This window comes from Enterobacter sp. HSTU-ASh6, assembly GCF_026319105.1.
Lineage (GTDB): Bacteria > Pseudomonadota > Gammaproteobacteria > Enterobacterales > Enterobacteriaceae > Enterobacter > Enterobacter sichuanensis.
Genome location: NZ_WSPD01000006.1, coordinates 118938 through 136125, shown reverse-complemented (window position 1 = coordinate 136125; position 17188 = coordinate 118938). Strand labels below are relative to the sequence as shown.

Sequence of the window (17188 nt, the reverse complement as noted above, 5' to 3'; positions counted from 1 at the left end):
ATATTTTCAATGGGTTATGTATACATCTATTTATTAAAATGCGATTTTAATTATTCTTAATATTTCATATGTGCAAATGAAAAAGAGTCATTTATTGGTGAGATTAATAAGATTAACGCTGTTCAGATAAGTGCTGGCATAATCATGTGAATGGGGCGCCGTGAGTAGCAATACTTGCGTTTTGCATCTGCGATGCCAATCAACACTTTCAGCAGGCTGGTTAACTGTCTACACTCACACCTACAAGAGAGATAAGCCAGTCAACGCAGGCCCATTGATGATTCTGATAATTTACGCCCATCCTTATCCGCAACACTCGCATGCGAATAAGCGGATGCTTGAGCAGGTAAGGACGCTTGATAACGTAGAGATACGTTCCCTGTATCAACTCTATCCCGATTTTAATATCGATATCGCCGCCGAGCAGGAGGCACTTTCCCGTGCCGATCTGATCGTCTGGCAGCATCCCATGCAGTGGTACAGCACGCCCCCGCTTCTGAAACTGTGGATTGATAAGGTGTTCTCCCACGGCTGGGCGTATGGCCACAATGGCCATGCGCTAAAAGGGAAAAGCCTGATGTGGGCGGTCACCACCGGCGGCGGGGAAAGCCATTTTGATATTGGCGCCTTCCCGGGGTTTGACGTCCTGGCGCAGCCGCTGCAGGCGACGGCGCTCTACTGTGGTCTGAACTGGCTCCCGCCATTTGCGATGCACTGTACGTTTGTCTGCGATGATGAAACGCTGCAGGCGCAGGCTCGTCATTATAAACAACGCTTACTTGAATGGCAGGAGACGCATCATGGATAGCCATACGCTAATACAGGCGCTGATTTACCTCGGCGCGGCGGCGCTGATTGTGCCCGTCGCGGTACGCCTGGGGCTGGGTTCTGTTCTTGGCTACCTGATTGCGGGCTGCGTCATTGGTCCGTGGGGCTTTCGTCTGGTGACGGATGCCGAGGCGATTCTCCACTTCGCTGAGATTGGCGTCGTGCTGATGCTCTTTGTGATTGGCCTGGAACTCGATCCGCAGCGCCTGTGGAAACTTCGCGCTTCGGTATTTGGTGGCGGGGCGTTGCAAATGGTGGCCTGCGGCCTGCTGCTGGGTGGGTTCTGTATCCTGTTGGGAATGGACTGGAAAGTGGCAGAGCTTATCGGCATGACGCTGGCGCTCTCCTCAACGGCGATTGCCATGCAGGCGATGAACGAGCGTAATTTGACGGTTTCGCAGATGGGGCGCAGTGCGTTCTCAGTGCTGCTGTTCCAGGACATTGCCGCTATTCCGCTGGTGGCGATGATCCCGTTGCTGGCGGCCAGTGGGTCCTCGACGACGCTGGGCGCTTTCGCGCTGTCCGCACTGAAAGTGGTGGGGGCACTGGCGCTGGTGGTTCTGCTTGGACGCTATGTCACCCGTCCGCTGCTGCGGTTTGTTGCCCGCTCCGGTTTGCGCGAAGTGTTCAGTGCCGTGGCGCTGTTCCTGGTGTTTGGCTTTGGTCTGCTGCTGGAAGAGGCCGGGCTGTCGATGGCGATGGGGGCGTTCCTTGCCGGCGTTCTGCTGGCGAGTTCTGAATATCGTCACGCGCTGGAAAGCGATATCGAGCCGTTCAAAGGGTTGCTGCTGGGGCTGTTTTTCATCGGCGTGGGGATGTCCGTTGACTTCGGCACGCTGGTGACGCACCCGCTGCGTATTGTCATCCTGCTTGTTGGCTTCCTGGTCATTAAAATGGCGATGCTGTGGCTGATTGCGCGTCCGCTGAAGGTGCCGAATAAGCAGCGCAGCTGGTTTGCGGTTCTGCTGGGGCAGGGGAGCGAATTTGCGTTCGTGGTCTTCGGCGCAGCGCAGATGGCAAATGTTCTCGATCCGGAGTGGGCGAAAGCCCTGACGCTGGCGGTCGCCCTGTCGATGGCGGCGACGCCCGTTCTGCTGGTTGTACTGACGCGCCTGGAAAAATCGGGCAGCGAACAGGAGCGCGAAGCTGATGAGATCGACGAGGAGCAGCCGCGCGTGATCATCGCCGGATTTGGTCGCTATGGGCAGATCGTGGGCCGTTTACTGCTGTCGAGCGGCGTGAAAATGGTCATCCTCGATCACGACCCCGACCATGTCGATACCCTGCGTAAGTTCGACATGAAAGTCTTTTACGGCGACGCAACGCGCGTCGATCTGCTGGAATCTGCTGGCGCAGCAAAAGCCGAGGTATTGATTAACGCCATTGACGATCCGGAAACCAGCATGCAGATGGTGGAACTGGTCAAAGAACATTTCCCGGCGCTGACCATTATCTCCCGCGCCCGCGATGTGGATCACTATATCCGGCTGCGGCAGGCGGGGGTAGAAGCACCGGAGCGTGAAACATTTGAAGGTGCGCTGAAATCTGGCCGTATGGCGCTGGAAAATCTGGGGCTCGGCGCATATGAAGCGCGCGAGCGTGCAGACCTGTTCCGCCGCTTTAATACCGGGATGGTGGAAGAGATGGCGGCAATGGCTGGCAGCTCGGCCACGGAGCGCGCGGCCGTGTTCAAACGCACCAGTGCGATGCTGACGGAAATCATTAATGAGGACCGCAATCATCTGTCGCTGATCCAGCGTCACGGCTGGCAGGGCACGGAAGAGGGCAAGCATACCGGCGATCCGGCTGATGAGCCTGAGAGTAAACCTTCCGCGTGAAGTGGAGTTGCCAGCAATAATAAAAAATTTCTTTATCTTTACCCTGCCGCCAGTCGACGAAAGATTAAGCTTTCCGTATAGTGGCGGCAATTTTTTGCATCCGGGAAATTTTCAATGATCAGTCTGATTGCAGCGCTGGCGGTGGACCGCGTTATCGGTATGGAAAATGCCATGCCGTGGAACCTGCCTGCCGATCTTGCATGGTTTAAACGTACTACGTTAAACAAGCCGGTAGTGATGGGCCGCCTGACCTGGGAGTCGATTGGTCGTCCATTGCCGGGCCGGAAGAATATCGTTATCAGTAGCCAGCCAGGCACTGACGATCGCGTCGAATGGGTAAAATCTGTCGACGAGGCGATTGCTGCGTGTGGCAATGCCGAAGAGATCATGGTGATTGGCGGTGGGCGTGTATATGAACAGTTCCTGCCAAAAGCGCAGAAGCTATATCTGACCCACATTGATGCCGAAGTGGAAGGGGATACCCATTTCCCGGACTACGATCCGGACGAGTGGGAATCAGTATTCAGCGAATTCCACGACGCGGATGCTCAGAACTCCCACAGCTACTGCTTCGAGATTCTGGAACGTCGTTAAATGATTTACCCTCTCCCGGTTGGGAGAGGGAATGACGTATCAGGAGGCAACGGCCTCGTCTTCCCCTAAGTCCAGCTGTCGGTTGGATGGCTGAACAAAGTAAGCTTTATCTTCCCAGCGCAGGCAGGTTAACTCTCCGCCCCAGCAGCATCCGGTATCCAGACCGTAGATCCCCTCCGGTGTCCCTTTTCCTTCCAGTGCCGCCCAGTGACCAAATACCACGCTGTACTCGCTTGTCACCGGCCCCGGAATGGCAAACCACGGCTTGAGCGGGGCTGGCGCGCTTTCCGGCGTCTCTTTGGAATACATGTCCAGCTGCCCGTTCGGGAAGCAGAAACGCATCCGGGTGAAGGCGTTGGTGATAAAGCGCAGACGAGCCAGGCCGCTGAGATCCTCGCTCCAGTGGTTCGGCATATCGCCGTACATGGCATCAAGGAAGAAAGGATAGGAGTCGCTCGCCAGCACCGCCTCCACGTCACGCGCACAGGTTTTCGCCGTCTCCAGATCCCATTGTGGCGTGATCCCGGCATGCGCCATGACCAGCTTTTTCTCTTCGTCGATCTGCAGCAAGGGCTGACGGCGCAGCCAGTTAATCAGATCGTCGGCGTCCGGCGCATCCAGCAGCGGAGTGAGGCGATCTTTAGGCTTGTTGCGACTGATCCCGGCGAAGACCGCCAGCAGATGCAGATCGTGATTGCCCAGCACCATGCGTACACTGTCGCCGAGTGATTTTACGAAGCGCAGAACCTCCAGTGAGCCAGGGCCACGCGCGACCAGATCGCCCGTCAGCCAGAGCGTGTCCTGCCCTGGCGTAAAGTCGACCTGTTTTAATAATGCGATCAGTTCATCGTAGCAACCGTGAACGTCGCCAATCAGATATGTAGACATTAGATTAATGAATGAGTGTTGTAACGGCGAGACGGAACACAGGAATGGCAACGCGGAATCCATTGCCATCGACGTCGACCATTTCATAATGGCCTTGCATGGTACCCATCGGCGTTTCAATCACTGCACCGCTGGTGTACTGATACTCTTCACCAGGGGCGATGTGGGGTTGTTCACCGACCACACCCTCTCCCTGAACTTCGATTTCGCGGCCATTGCCGTTGGTAATAAGCCAGTAGCGCCCACGCAGCTGCACAGGCACCCGCCCCAGATTACGAATGGTCACAGTGTAAGCAAAGACAAAACGTTCTTCATCCGGCGAGGATTGCGATTCAACATAGACGCTTTGTACATGGACACATACGCGGGGCGAATCAATCATGGCTTAACTCTCCTTCGGCGGCGCATTTTCGCTGATGTAATTAGCCAGCTTGCAGTACTGCTCTACGGAAATGTTTTCCGCACGCATTGCCGGGTCGATCCCCAGTTCCGCTAACACCTCAACGGTGAACGAATTGCTCAGACTGTTGCGGATCGTTTTCCGGCGCTGATTAAAGGCTTCTGTGGTGATGCGGCTCAGTACACGCAGATCTTTTACCGGGTACGGTTTCGTTTTATGCGGCACCAGGCGTACAACCGCAGAATCCACTTTCGGTGGTGGCGTAAAGGCGGATGGCGGAACTTCGAGAACCGGGATCACGTTGCAGTAATATTGCGCCATCACGCTTAAACGACCATACGCTTTACTGTTCGGGCCTGCAACCAGACGGTTCACAACCTCTTTTTGCAACATGAAGTGCATGTCGGCAATGGCATCAGTATAGCTAAACAGGTGGAACATCAGCGGGGTGGAAATGTTGTACGGCAGGTTGCCGAACACGCGCAGTGGCTGACCCATTTTCTCCGACAGCTCGCCAAAGTTCATGGTCATGGCATCCTGCTGATAAATGGTCAGCTTCGGCCCGAGGAACGGGTGCGTTTGCAGGCGTGCGGCCAGATCGCGGTCCAGTTCGATGACGGTCAGTGCGTCAAGGCGTTCGCCGACCGGCTCGGTCAGCGCGGCAAGGCCCGGGCCGATTTCGACCATCGCCTGACCTTTTTGCGGGTTAATAGCCGAGACAATGCTTTCGATCACGAACTGATCGTTAAGGAAGTTTTGCCCGAAACGTTTACGGGCTAAGTGGCCCTGATGGACTCGATTAGTCATTGAGTATTAACAATCATTTTGATGGCGAGATTAAGCGCCGTAATAAAACTGCCGACATCCGCTTTCCCCTGGCCTGCCAGATCCAGCGCAGTACCGTGGTCAACGGACGTTCGAATAAAGGGTAAACCGAGAGTGATATTCACCCCGCGGCCAAAGCCCTGGTATTTTAGCACGGGCAGGCCTTGATCGTGGTACATCGCGAGCACGGCGTCGGCATTATCCAGGTATTTCGGCTGGAAAAGGGTATCAGCAGGCAGCGGCCCGCTTAAGTGCATCCCTTTTGCGCGCATTTCTTCAAGGACCGGAATAATGGTGTCGATCTCTTCGGTACCCATATGCCCGCCTTCGCCGGCGTGCGGATTCAGGCCGCAGACCAGAACGTGCGGCTGCTTGATGCCGAATTTGGTTTGCAGATCATGATGCAGGATCCCGATGATCTCCCGCAGCAGTTCCGGGGTAATGGCATCCGGAATGGCCCTGATGGGCAGATGGGTTGTGACAAGCGCAACACGCATCGCCTCCGTTGCCAGCATCATGACGACTTTCGGGCTGTGCGAGCGCTCTTCAAAAAACTCCGTATGCCCGGTAAAAGGAATACCCGCTTCGTTAATGACGCCTTTGTGGACCGGGCCGGTAATCAGGGCGGCAAATTCACCCTTCAGACAACCGTCGCAGGCGCGCGCAAGCGTTTCAACGACATAGTGGCCGTTTTCCGTGCTGAGCTGGCCCGGAATAACAGGCGTTCGCAGGGGAACAGGAAGGAGCGTGAGCGTACCGGCTTGCTGTGGTGCAGGCTGTTGACCTTCAACGTAGGGGATGAGCGTTAAAGGCAGACCGAGCAGCGTTGCCCGGTCTTGTAACAGTGTTGCATCAGCGCAGACGACCAGCTCCACCGGCCAGTTGCGCTGGGCAAGCTGAACGACGAGGTCAGGTCCAATCCCGGCGGGTTCGCCGGGCGTGATCACAACACGATGCTGTTTCATTAGTTGCTCAGAATTTTTACGTAAGCGCTGGCGCGTTGTTCCTGCATCCAGGTTGCCGCTTCTTCAGAGAACTTACGGTTAAACAGCATACGGTAGGCTCTGTCTTTCTGCGCCGCATCGGTTTTATCCACGTTACGGGTGTCCATCAGCTCGATAAGGTGCCAGCCAAATGAAGAGTGTACTGGCGCACTGATCTGGCCTTTGTTCAGCTTCATCAGGGCATCACGGAACGCAGGATCGTAAATATCTGCAGCCGCCCAACCCAAATCGCCGCCCTGGTTAGCAGAGCCGGGATCCTGAGAAAACTCTTTTGCCGCATTTGCAAACGAGGTTTTACCGCTCTTAATGTCAGCAGCAATCTGCTCAAGCTTTGCACGTGCCTGATCGTCAGTCATGATCGGTGACGGTTTCAGAAGAATGTGGCGAGCATGCACTTCGGTGACGGAAATACTCTGGCTCTGTCCACGCAGATCGTTCACTTTCAGAATATGGAAGCCCACACCTGAACGGATTGGACCGACGATATCACCTTTCTTCGCGGTGCTCAGTGCCTGAGCGAAGATGGAAGGCAGCTCCTGAATACGACCCCAGCCCATCTGGCCGCCTTTCAGCGCCTGCTGGTCAGCGGAGTAGGTAATGGCCAGCTTGCCGAAGTCACCGCCATTACGCGCCTGCTCTACAATGGAACGCGCCTGGCTTTCGGCTTCTGCAGCCTGGTCGGAGGTTGGATTCTCAGGAAGCGGGATCAGAATGTGGCTCAGGTTCAGCTCTGTACTGGCGTCATTCTGGTTGCCCACCTGTTTTGCCAGCGCGTCCACTTCCTGCGGCAGGATCGTGACGCGGCGGCGCACTTCATTGTTACGCACTTCCGAAATCAGCATCTCTTTACGGATCTGGTTACGGTAGGTGGCATAGCTGATACCGTCATAGGCCAGACGGCTGCGCATCTGGTCTAAAGACATATTGTTCTGCTTCGCGATGTTAGCGATGGCCTGATCGAGTTGCTCGTCAGTGACCTTCACGCCCATTTTCTGACCCATCTGCAAAACGATCTGATCCATGATCAGACGCTCCAGGATCTGGTGGCGCAATGTGGCGTCATCCGGCAGCTGCTGACCTGCTTCGCCGGAATTGAGCTTCACCGATTTCATCAGACCGTCAACGTCACTTTCGAGTACAACGCCGTTGTTAACCACAGCGGCGACTTTATCAACAACCTGGGGGGCCGCGAAGCTGGTATTCGCAACCAAAGCGACACCGAGCAGCAGCGTTTTCCAGTTCTTCATACTTTTTCCATTTCAATTAACCGCAAAGCGGATTACGTTGCAAATCAAGCACATTACAAGGAACTGCGGTAAGGCAGAATGTTCGAGCGCAGCATCTGCTGCGTGCCCAGGCCATAGTTGGAGCTCAGGCCGCGCAGTTCGACATTGAAGCCAATCACGTTATCGTATTTGCTCTGATTGTTGTCAGTATTCCAGCCGTTAAGCTTACGTTCGTAACCGACGCGCAGCGCGTAGCAGCAGGAGTTATATTGCAAACCGACCATCTGGTCGGCAGGCTTACTGGTATTGGTGTCAAAGTAGTAAGCACCTACGATTGACCAACGGTCGGCGATAGGCCAGCTTGCTGCGCCACCGACCTGCGAAATACCGTCTTTATACTGTTCTCTGTTCGCATAGTCTGGCAATGTCGCCTGGATATATTCCGGGCTGGCATAACGGTACGTCAGCTGCACCATACGGTCTTCATCACGACGGTACTCAATTGCCGCACTGCTGGTCGCAATGTTGTCGAGACGCGTATCGTACTGCAGCCCACCGCGTAAGCCCCAGCGGTCCGTCATGCGCCAGTAGGTATCGCCCGCCCAGACCAGGGAACCGGTCTTGTTGTCTTTCTCCCAGTTAATGTTGTCATCACCGGTGCGAGACTCGGTGAAATAGTAGATTTGACCAACAGAAACGTTAAAACGTTCAACGGCAGCGTCATCATATACGCGCGTTGTGACACCGGTCGTTAACTGGTTAGCGGAGGCAATACGGTCAAGACCGCCGTAGGTACGGTCACGGAACAGGCCGCTGTAGTCAGACTGCAGGAAGGACGAGTCGTAGTTCTGGATTTTGCTCTGGTCGCGATACGGCACGTAGAGATACTGCATCCGCGGTTCCAGCGTTTGCGTATAGCCATCAGCCAGTAACCCCATATCACGTTCAAAGATCAGCTTACCGTCCATTTTAAATTGCGGAAGGGTACGGTTAACCGATTCCTGAAGATCGGTGTTGTTACTGGCGTTGTAATCATCCACATTTTTCTGCTGATAGTGTGTCGCCATCAGCTTGGCTTCTGTGTTCAGGCTTGCCCAGTCGTTAGACCACGGCAGGTTGATGGTCGGCTCCAGGTGAATACGCGTGGCTTCCGGCATATCCGAGTTGGTATTCACGAAATGGACCGCCTGCGCGTAAACGCGGGTGTCAAATGGCCCAACATCGTTCTGATACCAGTTCACATCCAGCTGCGGCTCTGCGCCGTAAGTGCTTCGCGTCTGGGTACTAAAGACCTGGAACTGTTTCGTTGAGACTGTGGCGTTAAAGTTTTGAATAGCATAGCCAACGCTGAATTTCTGCGTCGCATAACCATCGGTACTTGAACCGTATTTGGAGTCAAAGTCGTTGAAGTAGTAAGGATCGCTGACCTTGGTGTAGTCGACGTTAAAACGCCAGACCTGATCCATCACACCCGCATGGCGCCAGTAGTACAACCAACGGTGTTTGTCCCCTTCAGTCGGATGCTCATCCTGGAAGACTTTATCTGACGGCAGATAATCGAGCTCCATCAGGCCTGCACCCGCCTGGGTCAGGTAGCGGAACTCGTTCTCCCACATGACGTTGCCGCGCTTATGGATATAGTGCGGCGTGATGGTCGCGTCCATGTTGGGCGCGATGTTCCAGTAATACGGCAGGTAGAACTCAAAATAGTTTGAGGTGCTGTATTTGGCATTCGGGATCAGGAAGCCTGAGCGACGTTTGTCGCCGACAGGAAGCTGCAGATAAGGGCTGTAGAAAACGGGCACCGGACCCAGCTTGAAGCGGGCATTCCAGATCTCTGCGACCTGCTCTTCACGGTCGTGGATAACCTCGCTTCCGACCACGCTCCAGGTATTAGAACCCGGCAGACAGGAGGTAAAGGAGCCATTTTCCAGGATCGTATAACGGTTTTCACCGCGCTGTTTCATCAGGTCTGCATTACCACGCCCCTGACGACCCACCATCTGGTAATCACCTTCCCAGACGTTAGTGTCTTTGGTGTTCAGGTTTGACCAGGCTTTCGGACCTTTCAGGATGACCTGATTGTCGTCATAGTGCACATTACCCAGCGCATCCACCGTTCGTACCGGCTCGGCCGCACCTTCCGGCTGCTTCTGGTGCAACTGCACTTCATCTGCCTGCAGGCGGCTGTTGCCCTGGTTAATATCCACATTGCCCGTAAACGTGGCATTGTCAGGATAGGTACCTTTCGTACTGTCGGCAGTAATGGTTACCGGCAAGCTATTTGTATCGCCCTTCACCAGTGGACGATTATAGCTTGGGACGCCAAGCATACATTGCGAGGCGAGATCGGCCGCCAGCCCCTGTTGACTGTACAGGGCGGAGCCAATCATTGTGGCCAGGAGGGTGGGGATACGTTTTTTCATACGTTGTATTTTATTGTTCCGTCATCAGTGGCTACGGCTTACAAACGCTCAGAGACTATCTTACTCATCTGCGCAGTACCAGCGTTAATCCTGCCTGTTTGCGTGCCAGAGTGTTAGGCTCGCTATCGAATGACGAGTATGATAAAGCAAATTATAGGCGATGTCCTTCAATTGACCGTGACTTGAACACAGTGATGATGACGTTGCGTCGGCAAGGAATATGACTATCCGGGGAGTATATGCAGTATTGGGGTAAAATAATCGGCGTTGCGTTCGCCATCATCATGGGTGCCGGGTTCTGGGGAATCGTGCTTGGGCTGATTATCGGGCATATGTTTGATAAGGCGCGCAGCCGCAAAATGGCCTGGTTTGCCAATCAGCGCGAGCGTCAGTCGCTCTTTTTCTCCACCACCTTTGAGGTCATGGGGCACTTAACCAAATCCAAAGGACGTGTGACAGAAGCCGATATTCAGATTGCCAGCGTCTTTATGGATCGCATGAACCTGCATGGTGACTCCCGTCTGGCAGCGCAAAATGCGTTTCGCATCGGCAAATCGGACAACTATCCGCTGCGTGAAAAAATGCGTCAGTTCCGCAGCATCTGCTTTGGTCGCTTTGATTTAATTCGGATGTTTCTGGAAATCCAGATTCAGGCGGCCTTCGCCGACGGTTCCCTGCACCCCAATGAACGCGACGTGCTGTACGTCATTGCGGAAGAGCTGGGTATCTCCCGTATGCAGTTCGACCAGTTCCTGCGCATGATGCAGGGCGGGGCACAGTTTGGCGGCGGTTATCACCAGCAGTCGTCTGGCGGCACCTGGCAGCAGGCGCAGCGTGGCCCGACGCTGGAAGATGCCTGCAACGTACTTGGCGTGAAGCCCACGGATGATGTCACCACTATTAAACGTGCCTATCGCAAGCTGATGAGTGAACATCACCCGGACAAGCTGGTTGCGAAAGGCTTACCGCCGGAGATGATGGAGATGGCGAAGCAAAAAGCGCAGGAAATCCAGAAGGCCTACGAGCTCATTAAAGAGAAGAAAGGTTTCAAATAAAAAAAGCCCGACGATGTCGGGCTTTTTTTAGAAGTCCACCGGGGCTTTAAACGTCATCGCGTTACCGAAGGCCGGATGGGTGATGGTGAGCGTCTGCGCATGGAGCTGAAGACGTGGCGCTAACGCCAGCGCCTCAGGCGGGGCGTAAAACCGGTCGCCCAGAATCGGATGTCCCAGGGCCAGCATATGCACGCGCAGCTGATGTGAACGTCCGGTAATCGGTTTAAGCAGGACGCGCGCGGTGTTATCCGTCGCGTACTCCAGCACTTCATACTCGGTCTGCGCGGCCTTGCCGGTTTCATAGCACACCTTCTGCTTTGGCCGGTTCGGCCAGTCGCAAATCAGGGGTAAATCCACCAGCCCTTCCGCCTGCGCAGGATGGCCCCAGACGCGGGCGACATACTGCTTCTTCGGCTCACGCTCGCGGAACTGGCGTTTTAACTCGCGCTCCGCGGCTTTATTCAGCGCCACCACAATCACGCCGCTGGTGGCCATGTCCAGGCGATGGACGGACTCCGCCTGAGGATAATCACGCTGAATACGCGTCATCACGCTGTCTTTGTGCTCATCCAGACGCCCCGGCACGGACAACAGGCCGCTGGGCTTGTTGACCACCATAATATGCTCATCCTGATACAGAATGACCAGCCAGGGATCCTGCGGCGGATTGTACGGCTCCATCACCATCTTGCGCTCCGTTTACTGATGCGTCACAACGATAAGACGCAGGGCGTCCAGACGCCAGCTCGCCTGATTCAGGCTTTCCAGCACCTGCTGACGGTTGCTTTCAATCGCCGTCAGTTCGTCGTCACGGATGTTGGGGTTAACCGCTTTTAACGCTTCCAGACGTGACAGCTCCGCAGACAGTTTCTCGTCGGCTTCATTGCGCGCGGCATCAATCAGCGCTCGGGCCGATTTTTCAATCTGGGTTTCACCCAGCTGGAGAATGGCGTGCACATCTTGCTGTACCGCGTTAACCAGTTTGCTGCCCGTATGGCGGTTCACCGCGCTCAGCTGGCGGTTGAAGCTCTCAAATTCAACCTGTCCTGCCAGATTAGTGCCGTTTTTGTCCAGCAGCAGACGGACAGGCGTTGGCGGCAGGAAGCGGTTGAGCTGCAGCTGTTTCGGCGCTTGCGCTTCCACAACATAAATCAGCTCCAGCAGCAGGGTGCCGACAGGCAGCGCCTTATTTTTCAACAGGGAGATGGTGCTGCTGCCGGTATCGCCGGACAGGATCAGGTCCAGGCCGTTGCGGATCAGCGGGTGTTCCCAGGTGATGAACTGAGCGTCTTCACGGGAGAGCGCCACATCACGCTCGAAGGTGATGGTGCAGCCATCTTCTGGCAGGCCCGGGAAATCCGGAACCAGCATGTGATCGGACGGGGTCAGGACAATCAGGTTCTCGCCGCGATCGTCCTGGTTAATGCCCACGATGTCGAACAGATTCATGGAGAAGCTGATCAGACTGGTGTCATCATCCTGCTCTTCAATGCTCTCGGCAAGCGCCTGCGCTTTTTCACCGCCGTTGGAGTGGATCTCCAGCAAACGGTCGCGGCCCTGTTCCAGCTGCGCTTTCAGCGCCTCGTGTTTCTCACGGCAGGAAGCGATCAGCTCATCGAACCCGTCCACGTTTTCCGGTGCGGCAAGATAGCCGATCAGATCGCCATGCACCTGATCGTAAATCGTGCGGCCCGTCGGGCAGGTATGTTCAAACGCATCCAGACCTTCGTGGAACCAGCGTACCAGCACGGACTGGGCGGTTTTTTCCAGATAAGGGACATGGATCTGAATATCATGCGCCTGGCCGATACGATCGAGACGGCCGATACGCTGTTCCAGCAGATCCGGGTTGAACGGCAGATCGAACATGACCAGGTTGCTGGCGAACTGGAAGTTACGGCCTTCAGAACCGATTTCAGAGCACAGCATCACCTGAGCGCCGCTGTCCTCTTCGGCAAACCACGCCGCGGCGCGGTCGCGTTCAACGATGGACATGCCTTCGTGGAACACGGCGGCGCGGATACCTTCGCGTTCACGCAGAACCTGTTCCAGCTGTAGCGCAGTCGCCGCTTTGGCACAGATCACCAGCACTTTCTGGGAACGGTGGGCGGTCAGGTAGCCCATCAGCCACTCCACGCGCGGATCGAAGTTCCACCAGGTGCCGGTATCACCTTCGAATTCCTGGTAGATTTGTTCCGGATAGAGCATGTCACGGGCACGCTCTTCCTGGGTTTTGCGTGCGCCCATGATGCCGGAGACTTTTATCGCCGTCTGATACTGCGTCGGCAGCGGCAGCTTTATGGTATGCAGTTCGCGTTTCGGGAACCCTTTCACACCGTTACGGGTGTTACGGAACAGCACGCGGCTGGTGCCGTGGCGGTCCATCAGCATGTCGATCAGCTCTTTACGCGCGGATTCTGCGTTATCGCTTTCACTGTTGGCAGCCTGCAGCAGCGGCTCAATGTCCTGCTCGCCAATCAGATCGCTCAGGGTATTAAGTTCGTCATTAGAGAGACGCTTGCCCGCCAGCAGCAGGGCGACGGCATCCGCGACCGGACGGTAGTTATTTTGTTCTTCGACGAACTGCGCAAAATCGTGGAAACGGTTAGGGTCGAGCAGACGCAGACGGGCGAAGTGGCTTTCCAGACCCAGCTGTTCCGGCGTTGCGGTCAGCAGCAGGACGCCAGGCACGCGCTCGGCAAGCTGCTCAATAGCCAAATATTCGCGGCTCGGTGCCTCTTCGCTCCAGACCAGATGGTGCGCTTCATCGACCACCATCAGATCCCATTCGGCATCACACAGGTGCTCAAGACGCTGCTTGCTGCGGCGTACGAAGTCCAGGGAGCAGATCACCAGTTGTTCCGTTTCGAACGGGTTATCCGCGTCGTGCTGGGCTTCGGCATAGCGCTCGTCATCAAACAGGGAGAAGCGCAGGTTAAAGCGACGCAGCATTTCGACCAGCCACTGGTGCTGCAGGGTTTCAGGAACCACAATCAGCACGCGCTCGGCGGCGCCGGAAAGCAGCTGCTGATGCAGGATCATACCTGCTTCAATGGTCTTACCCAGGCCCACTTCATCTGCCAGCAGCACGCGCGGGGCGTGACGACGGCCTACATCATGGGCGATGTTCAGCTGGTGGGGGATCAGGCTGGTGCGCTGGCCACGCAGGCCGCTCCACGGCATACGGTATTGTTCACTCTGGAACTTACGTGCGCGATAGCGCAGTGAGAAGCGGTCCATTCGATCGATTTGCCCGGCAAACAGGCGATCCTGCGGTTTGCTGAAAACCAGTTTGCTGTCGAGCAGCACTTCACGCAGGACGACATTGGTCTCGTCGGTATCCAGGCGAGTGCCAATGTAGGCGAGCAGTCCATTCTCTTCTTTTACGTCTTCAATCTTGAGCTGCCAGCCATCATGGCTGGTCACGGTGTCACCCGGATTAAACATTACGCGGGTCACAGGGGAGTCATTGCGAGCGTACAGGCGGTTTTCACCAGTGGCGGGGAAGAGGAGGGTAACCATACGCGCATCGACAGCAACGACGGTTCCCAATCCAAGTTCGCTTTCTGTATCGCTGATCCAGCGTTGACCAAGTGTAAAAGGCATAGTTGTTCGGCTCTAATCTTTAATTGCAGGCAATAGTTCGACCCCGTCAAAAAAGACGGTCATCGAAAAATGGGTCCGGGAATGGAAAGGGCGCTATGGTACTGGATGGCAGCCATTTCGTCACGCGTCAAAATAGGCCAAGTTGCCCTGTAACCAGTGTAGCAAAATCGTCGTCGATGAAGGGCAAAATTCCGTCTGCGACGGGCTGAAGCTGACGCGTCAGATAGTGATCGTAATCCAGAGGAGAGTGTTGATAATCCACGGGTTCCGGGCCGTTAATCGTCCAGACATATTTAATGGTTCCCCGGTTCTGATACTGCGGCGCACGACCCCGGCGCACGTTTTCTTCATCCGCCAGCCGCGCGGCGCGAACGTGGGGAGGGACGTTACGCTGGTACTCTGCGAGCGGGCGGCGCAGGCGCTTGCGATAGACCAGCTGTGCGTCAAGCTCACCCGCCATCAGGCTGGCTATCGTCTCGCGCACGTAATCCTGATAGGGCTCATTGCGAAACACCCGCAGATAGAGTGTTTGCTGGAACTGCTGCGCCAGGGGCGTCCAGTCGGTACGCACAGTCTCCAGCCCTTTAAAGACCATCCGCTGCGCGTCGCCTTCCTGAATCAGTCCGGCGTAGCGTTTCTTGCTGCCCTGCTCGGTCCCGCGAATCGTGGGCATTAAAAAGCGGGCGAAATGGGTTTCAAATTCCAGCTCCAGCGCGCTGGTTAGCCGCGCTTTTTGCAAATGCTCCTGCCACCAGCCGTTCACGAATTCGACCAGCGTTTTGCCGATGCGCGCGGCATCCTCTTTTGAATGCACGCCCTTAAGCCACACGAAGGTGGAGTCCGTGTCGCCGTAGATGACGTCATAGCCCTGAGATTCAATCAGCGCTTTTGTCTGGCGCATAATCTCGTGCCCGCGCATGGTGATCGAGGAGGCCAGCCGTGGGTCGAAGAAGCGACAGGCGCTGGTGCCCAGTACCCCGTAAAAGGCATTCATGATGATTTTCAGCGCCTGTGAGAGTGGCTTGTTGCCGTGGCGCTTTGCCTCGTCGCGGCCGTGCCAGATATTTCCCACAATGTCAGGCAGGCAGTGTTTTTCCCGCGAGAAGCGGGCGCCGAGGAAGCCTTCTGTGCTGTGTTCATCATCCGGCTGGGCCATGCCCTCAATCAACCCGACGGGATCGATCAGAAAGGTGCGGATAATCGACGGATAGAGGCTTTTGTAATCGAGGACCAGCACGGAGTCATACAGTCCTGGCCTGGAATCCATAACGTAGCCGCCAGGGCTGGCCTGCGGCGGCACCTCGCCGAGGTTAGGGGCGACATAGCCTGCCCGGTGCATCCGGGGGAAGTAGAGGTGGCTAAAGGCCGCCACGGAGCCGCCGTGCCTGTCAGCCGCAAGACCGTTCACCGTCGCACGCTCCAGCAAAAACGGCATAATCTCGGTTTTGTGGAAAATCTGCGTGACCAGCTCGCAATCTTTCAGGTTATAGGTGGCGAGCGCCGGTTTATCTTCGTTAAAGCGCCGGTCAATCTCATCCATTCTGTCCCAGGGGTTGTCAATGGATTTGCCCTCGCCAAGCAGCTCCTGTGCGACCGCTTCAAGGGAGAAGGAAGAGAAGTTCCAGAAGGCGGATTTCAGCGCCTCAATGCCGTCGATAATCAGGCGGCCAGTCGCCTGGGCGAAGAAGACGCCGTTTTTAAAACCGTGTTCGCGCCACTCCAGCTCGCTGTTGCCGCGCCCGAGCATCAGCGGGATGCGATACCGCTCGGCGTGTTTTTGCAGTACGCGCAGGTCGAACTGCACCACGTTCCAGCCGATCAGGACGTCGGGATCGTAGTCGTTAAACCATTGGTTGAGCTTCTCCAGCAGCTGTGGCCGGCTGTTAACATACTCAAGCCGGAAATCCAGCGCGGAGGCATCACCGTTCGGCGGCCCAAGCATATAGACGACGCGATCGCCGCAGCCTTCAAGACCGATGCAGTACAGTTCACCGTGGCGGGTGGTTTCAATGTCCAGCGACACCCATTTTAGTGGCGGGCGGTAGTGCGGGTTCGGCTTCAGGCGCGCGTTGCTAATTTTGCCGTTTTGCAATGAGCCATCGACCCAGACGGGAGCGGTAATAAACCGCTCCATCAGAAAGCGTTCAGGTGGGCGGATATCGGCTTCGTAGAGCGTCACGCCCGCTTCACGAAGCAGTTTTTCATAGCGCATCAGCTGGCGATGTGCGCGGCAGTAGAGGCCGAAAACTGGCTGACGGTGGAAGTCTTTCAGTTCAAGCGGCGTCAAACGCCAGCCGTTTTCGCCGCGCAGCAGCTGCTTTACTTTCCCGACATGCGCTTCAGGAATAAACGCGACGGACTCCTGCGGGGGCAGCGTGACCTGCAGCGGGCCGTTATCCGTTGCCAGCCAGAATTCCACTTCAGTACCCTGAGGGGTATCCCGCCAGTGTCGGGTCAGTAAAAAGCCTTCTTGCGCCTGCGCCACGCCGTTATCCCAT

At 55.9% G+C, this 17188-nt stretch carries 13 protein-coding genes; 4 read left to right on the top strand and 9 right to left on the bottom strand.

The features are described 5' to 3' along the window. The first annotated feature begins 277 nt into the window (after window positions 1–277). The 3 genes from kefF (at window position 278) to folA (ending at window position 3260) form a co-directional block, all read left to right on the top strand. Complete coding sequence (gene kefF / locus GM298_RS09380; RefSeq protein WP_266154004.1) at window positions 278–808, top strand: glutathione-regulated potassium-efflux system oxidoreductase KefF; 531 nt, start codon at window positions 278–280, stop codon at window positions 806–808. Then, complete coding sequence (kefC, locus tag GM298_RS09375; protein ID WP_047957730.1) at window positions 801–2666, top strand: glutathione-regulated potassium-efflux system protein KefC; 1866 nt, start codon at window positions 801–803, stop codon at window positions 2664–2666. The genes kefF and kefC overlap by 8 nt, the downstream gene beginning before the upstream one ends. A 114-nt stretch (window positions 2667–2780) precedes the next feature. Next, window positions 2781–3260 carry a type 3 dihydrofolate reductase gene (gene folA, locus GM298_RS09370; protein WP_008502023.1) on the top strand — a complete coding sequence of 160 codons (480 nt, stop codon included), beginning with the start codon at window positions 2781–2783 and terminating at the stop codon, window positions 3258–3260. Window positions 3261–3299: 39 nt separating this feature from the next. On the opposite strand, the gene apaH is transcribed toward folA, so the two are convergent. Genes apaH through lptD form a run of 6 tightly spaced genes read right to left on the bottom strand, consistent with a single transcriptional unit; the run spans window position 3300 to window position 10029 of the window. Continuing rightward, window positions 3300–4148: a bis(5'-nucleosyl)-tetraphosphatase (symmetrical) ApaH gene (apaH, locus tag GM298_RS09365; RefSeq protein ID WP_025758022.1), complete on the bottom strand. Its 849-nt coding sequence runs from the start codon at window positions 4146–4148 to the stop codon at window positions 3300–3302. Between the two features lie 4 nt (window positions 4149–4152). Further along, window positions 4153–4530 carry a Co2+/Mg2+ efflux protein ApaG gene (apaG, locus tag GM298_RS09360; RefSeq protein WP_025758021.1) on the bottom strand — a complete coding sequence of 126 codons (378 nt, stop codon included), beginning with the start codon at window positions 4528–4530 and terminating at the stop codon, window positions 4153–4155. A gap of 3 nt (window positions 4531–4533) precedes the next feature. Next, entirely contained in the window at window positions 4534–5355 is an 822-nt protein-coding gene (rsmA, locus tag GM298_RS09355) for a 16S rRNA (adenine(1518)-N(6)/adenine(1519)-N(6))-dimethyltransferase RsmA (protein ID WP_025758020.1), read from the bottom strand. After that, complete coding sequence (gene pdxA / locus GM298_RS09350; RefSeq protein WP_095449627.1) at window positions 5352–6338, bottom strand: 4-hydroxythreonine-4-phosphate dehydrogenase PdxA; 987 nt, start codon at window positions 6336–6338, stop codon at window positions 5352–5354. The genes rsmA and pdxA overlap by 4 nt, the downstream gene beginning before the upstream one ends. Further along, window positions 6338–7624 carry a peptidylprolyl isomerase SurA gene (gene surA / locus GM298_RS09345; protein WP_025758018.1) on the bottom strand — a complete coding sequence of 429 codons (1287 nt, stop codon included), beginning with the start codon at window positions 7622–7624 and terminating at the stop codon, window positions 6338–6340. Before surA ends, pdxA begins: the two co-directional genes overlap by 1 nt. Before the next feature lie 53 nt (window positions 7625–7677). Then, complete coding sequence (lptD, locus tag GM298_RS09340) at window positions 7678–10029, bottom strand: LPS assembly protein LptD (protein WP_262784198.1); 2352 nt, start codon at window positions 10027–10029, stop codon at window positions 7678–7680. A gap of 239 nt (window positions 10030–10268) precedes the next feature. Between lptD and djlA the strand changes: the two genes are divergently transcribed. After that, a complete protein-coding gene (gene djlA, locus GM298_RS09335; protein WP_025758016.1) occupies window positions 10269–11084 on the top strand; it encodes a co-chaperone DjlA in 816 nt (271 codons plus the stop codon). A 27-nt stretch (window positions 11085–11111) separates the two neighbouring features. On the opposite strand, the gene rluA is transcribed toward djlA, so the two are convergent. From rluA to polB, 3 genes are all read right to left on the bottom strand, one after another. After that, a complete protein-coding gene (gene rluA / locus GM298_RS09330; protein WP_047957735.1) occupies window positions 11112–11771 on the bottom strand; it encodes a bifunctional tRNA pseudouridine(32) synthase/23S rRNA pseudouridine(746) synthase RluA in 660 nt (219 codons plus the stop codon). A gap of 12 nt (window positions 11772–11783) precedes the next feature. Continuing rightward, complete coding sequence (gene rapA / locus GM298_RS09325; protein WP_025758014.1) at window positions 11784–14690, bottom strand: RNA polymerase-associated protein RapA; 2907 nt, start codon at window positions 14688–14690, stop codon at window positions 11784–11786. Between the two features lie 127 nt (window positions 14691–14817). Then, a complete protein-coding gene (polB, locus tag GM298_RS09320) occupies window positions 14818–17175 on the bottom strand; it encodes a DNA polymerase II (protein ID WP_266154003.1) in 2358 nt (785 codons plus the stop codon). Between the last annotated feature and the right edge of the window lie 13 nt (window positions 17176–17188).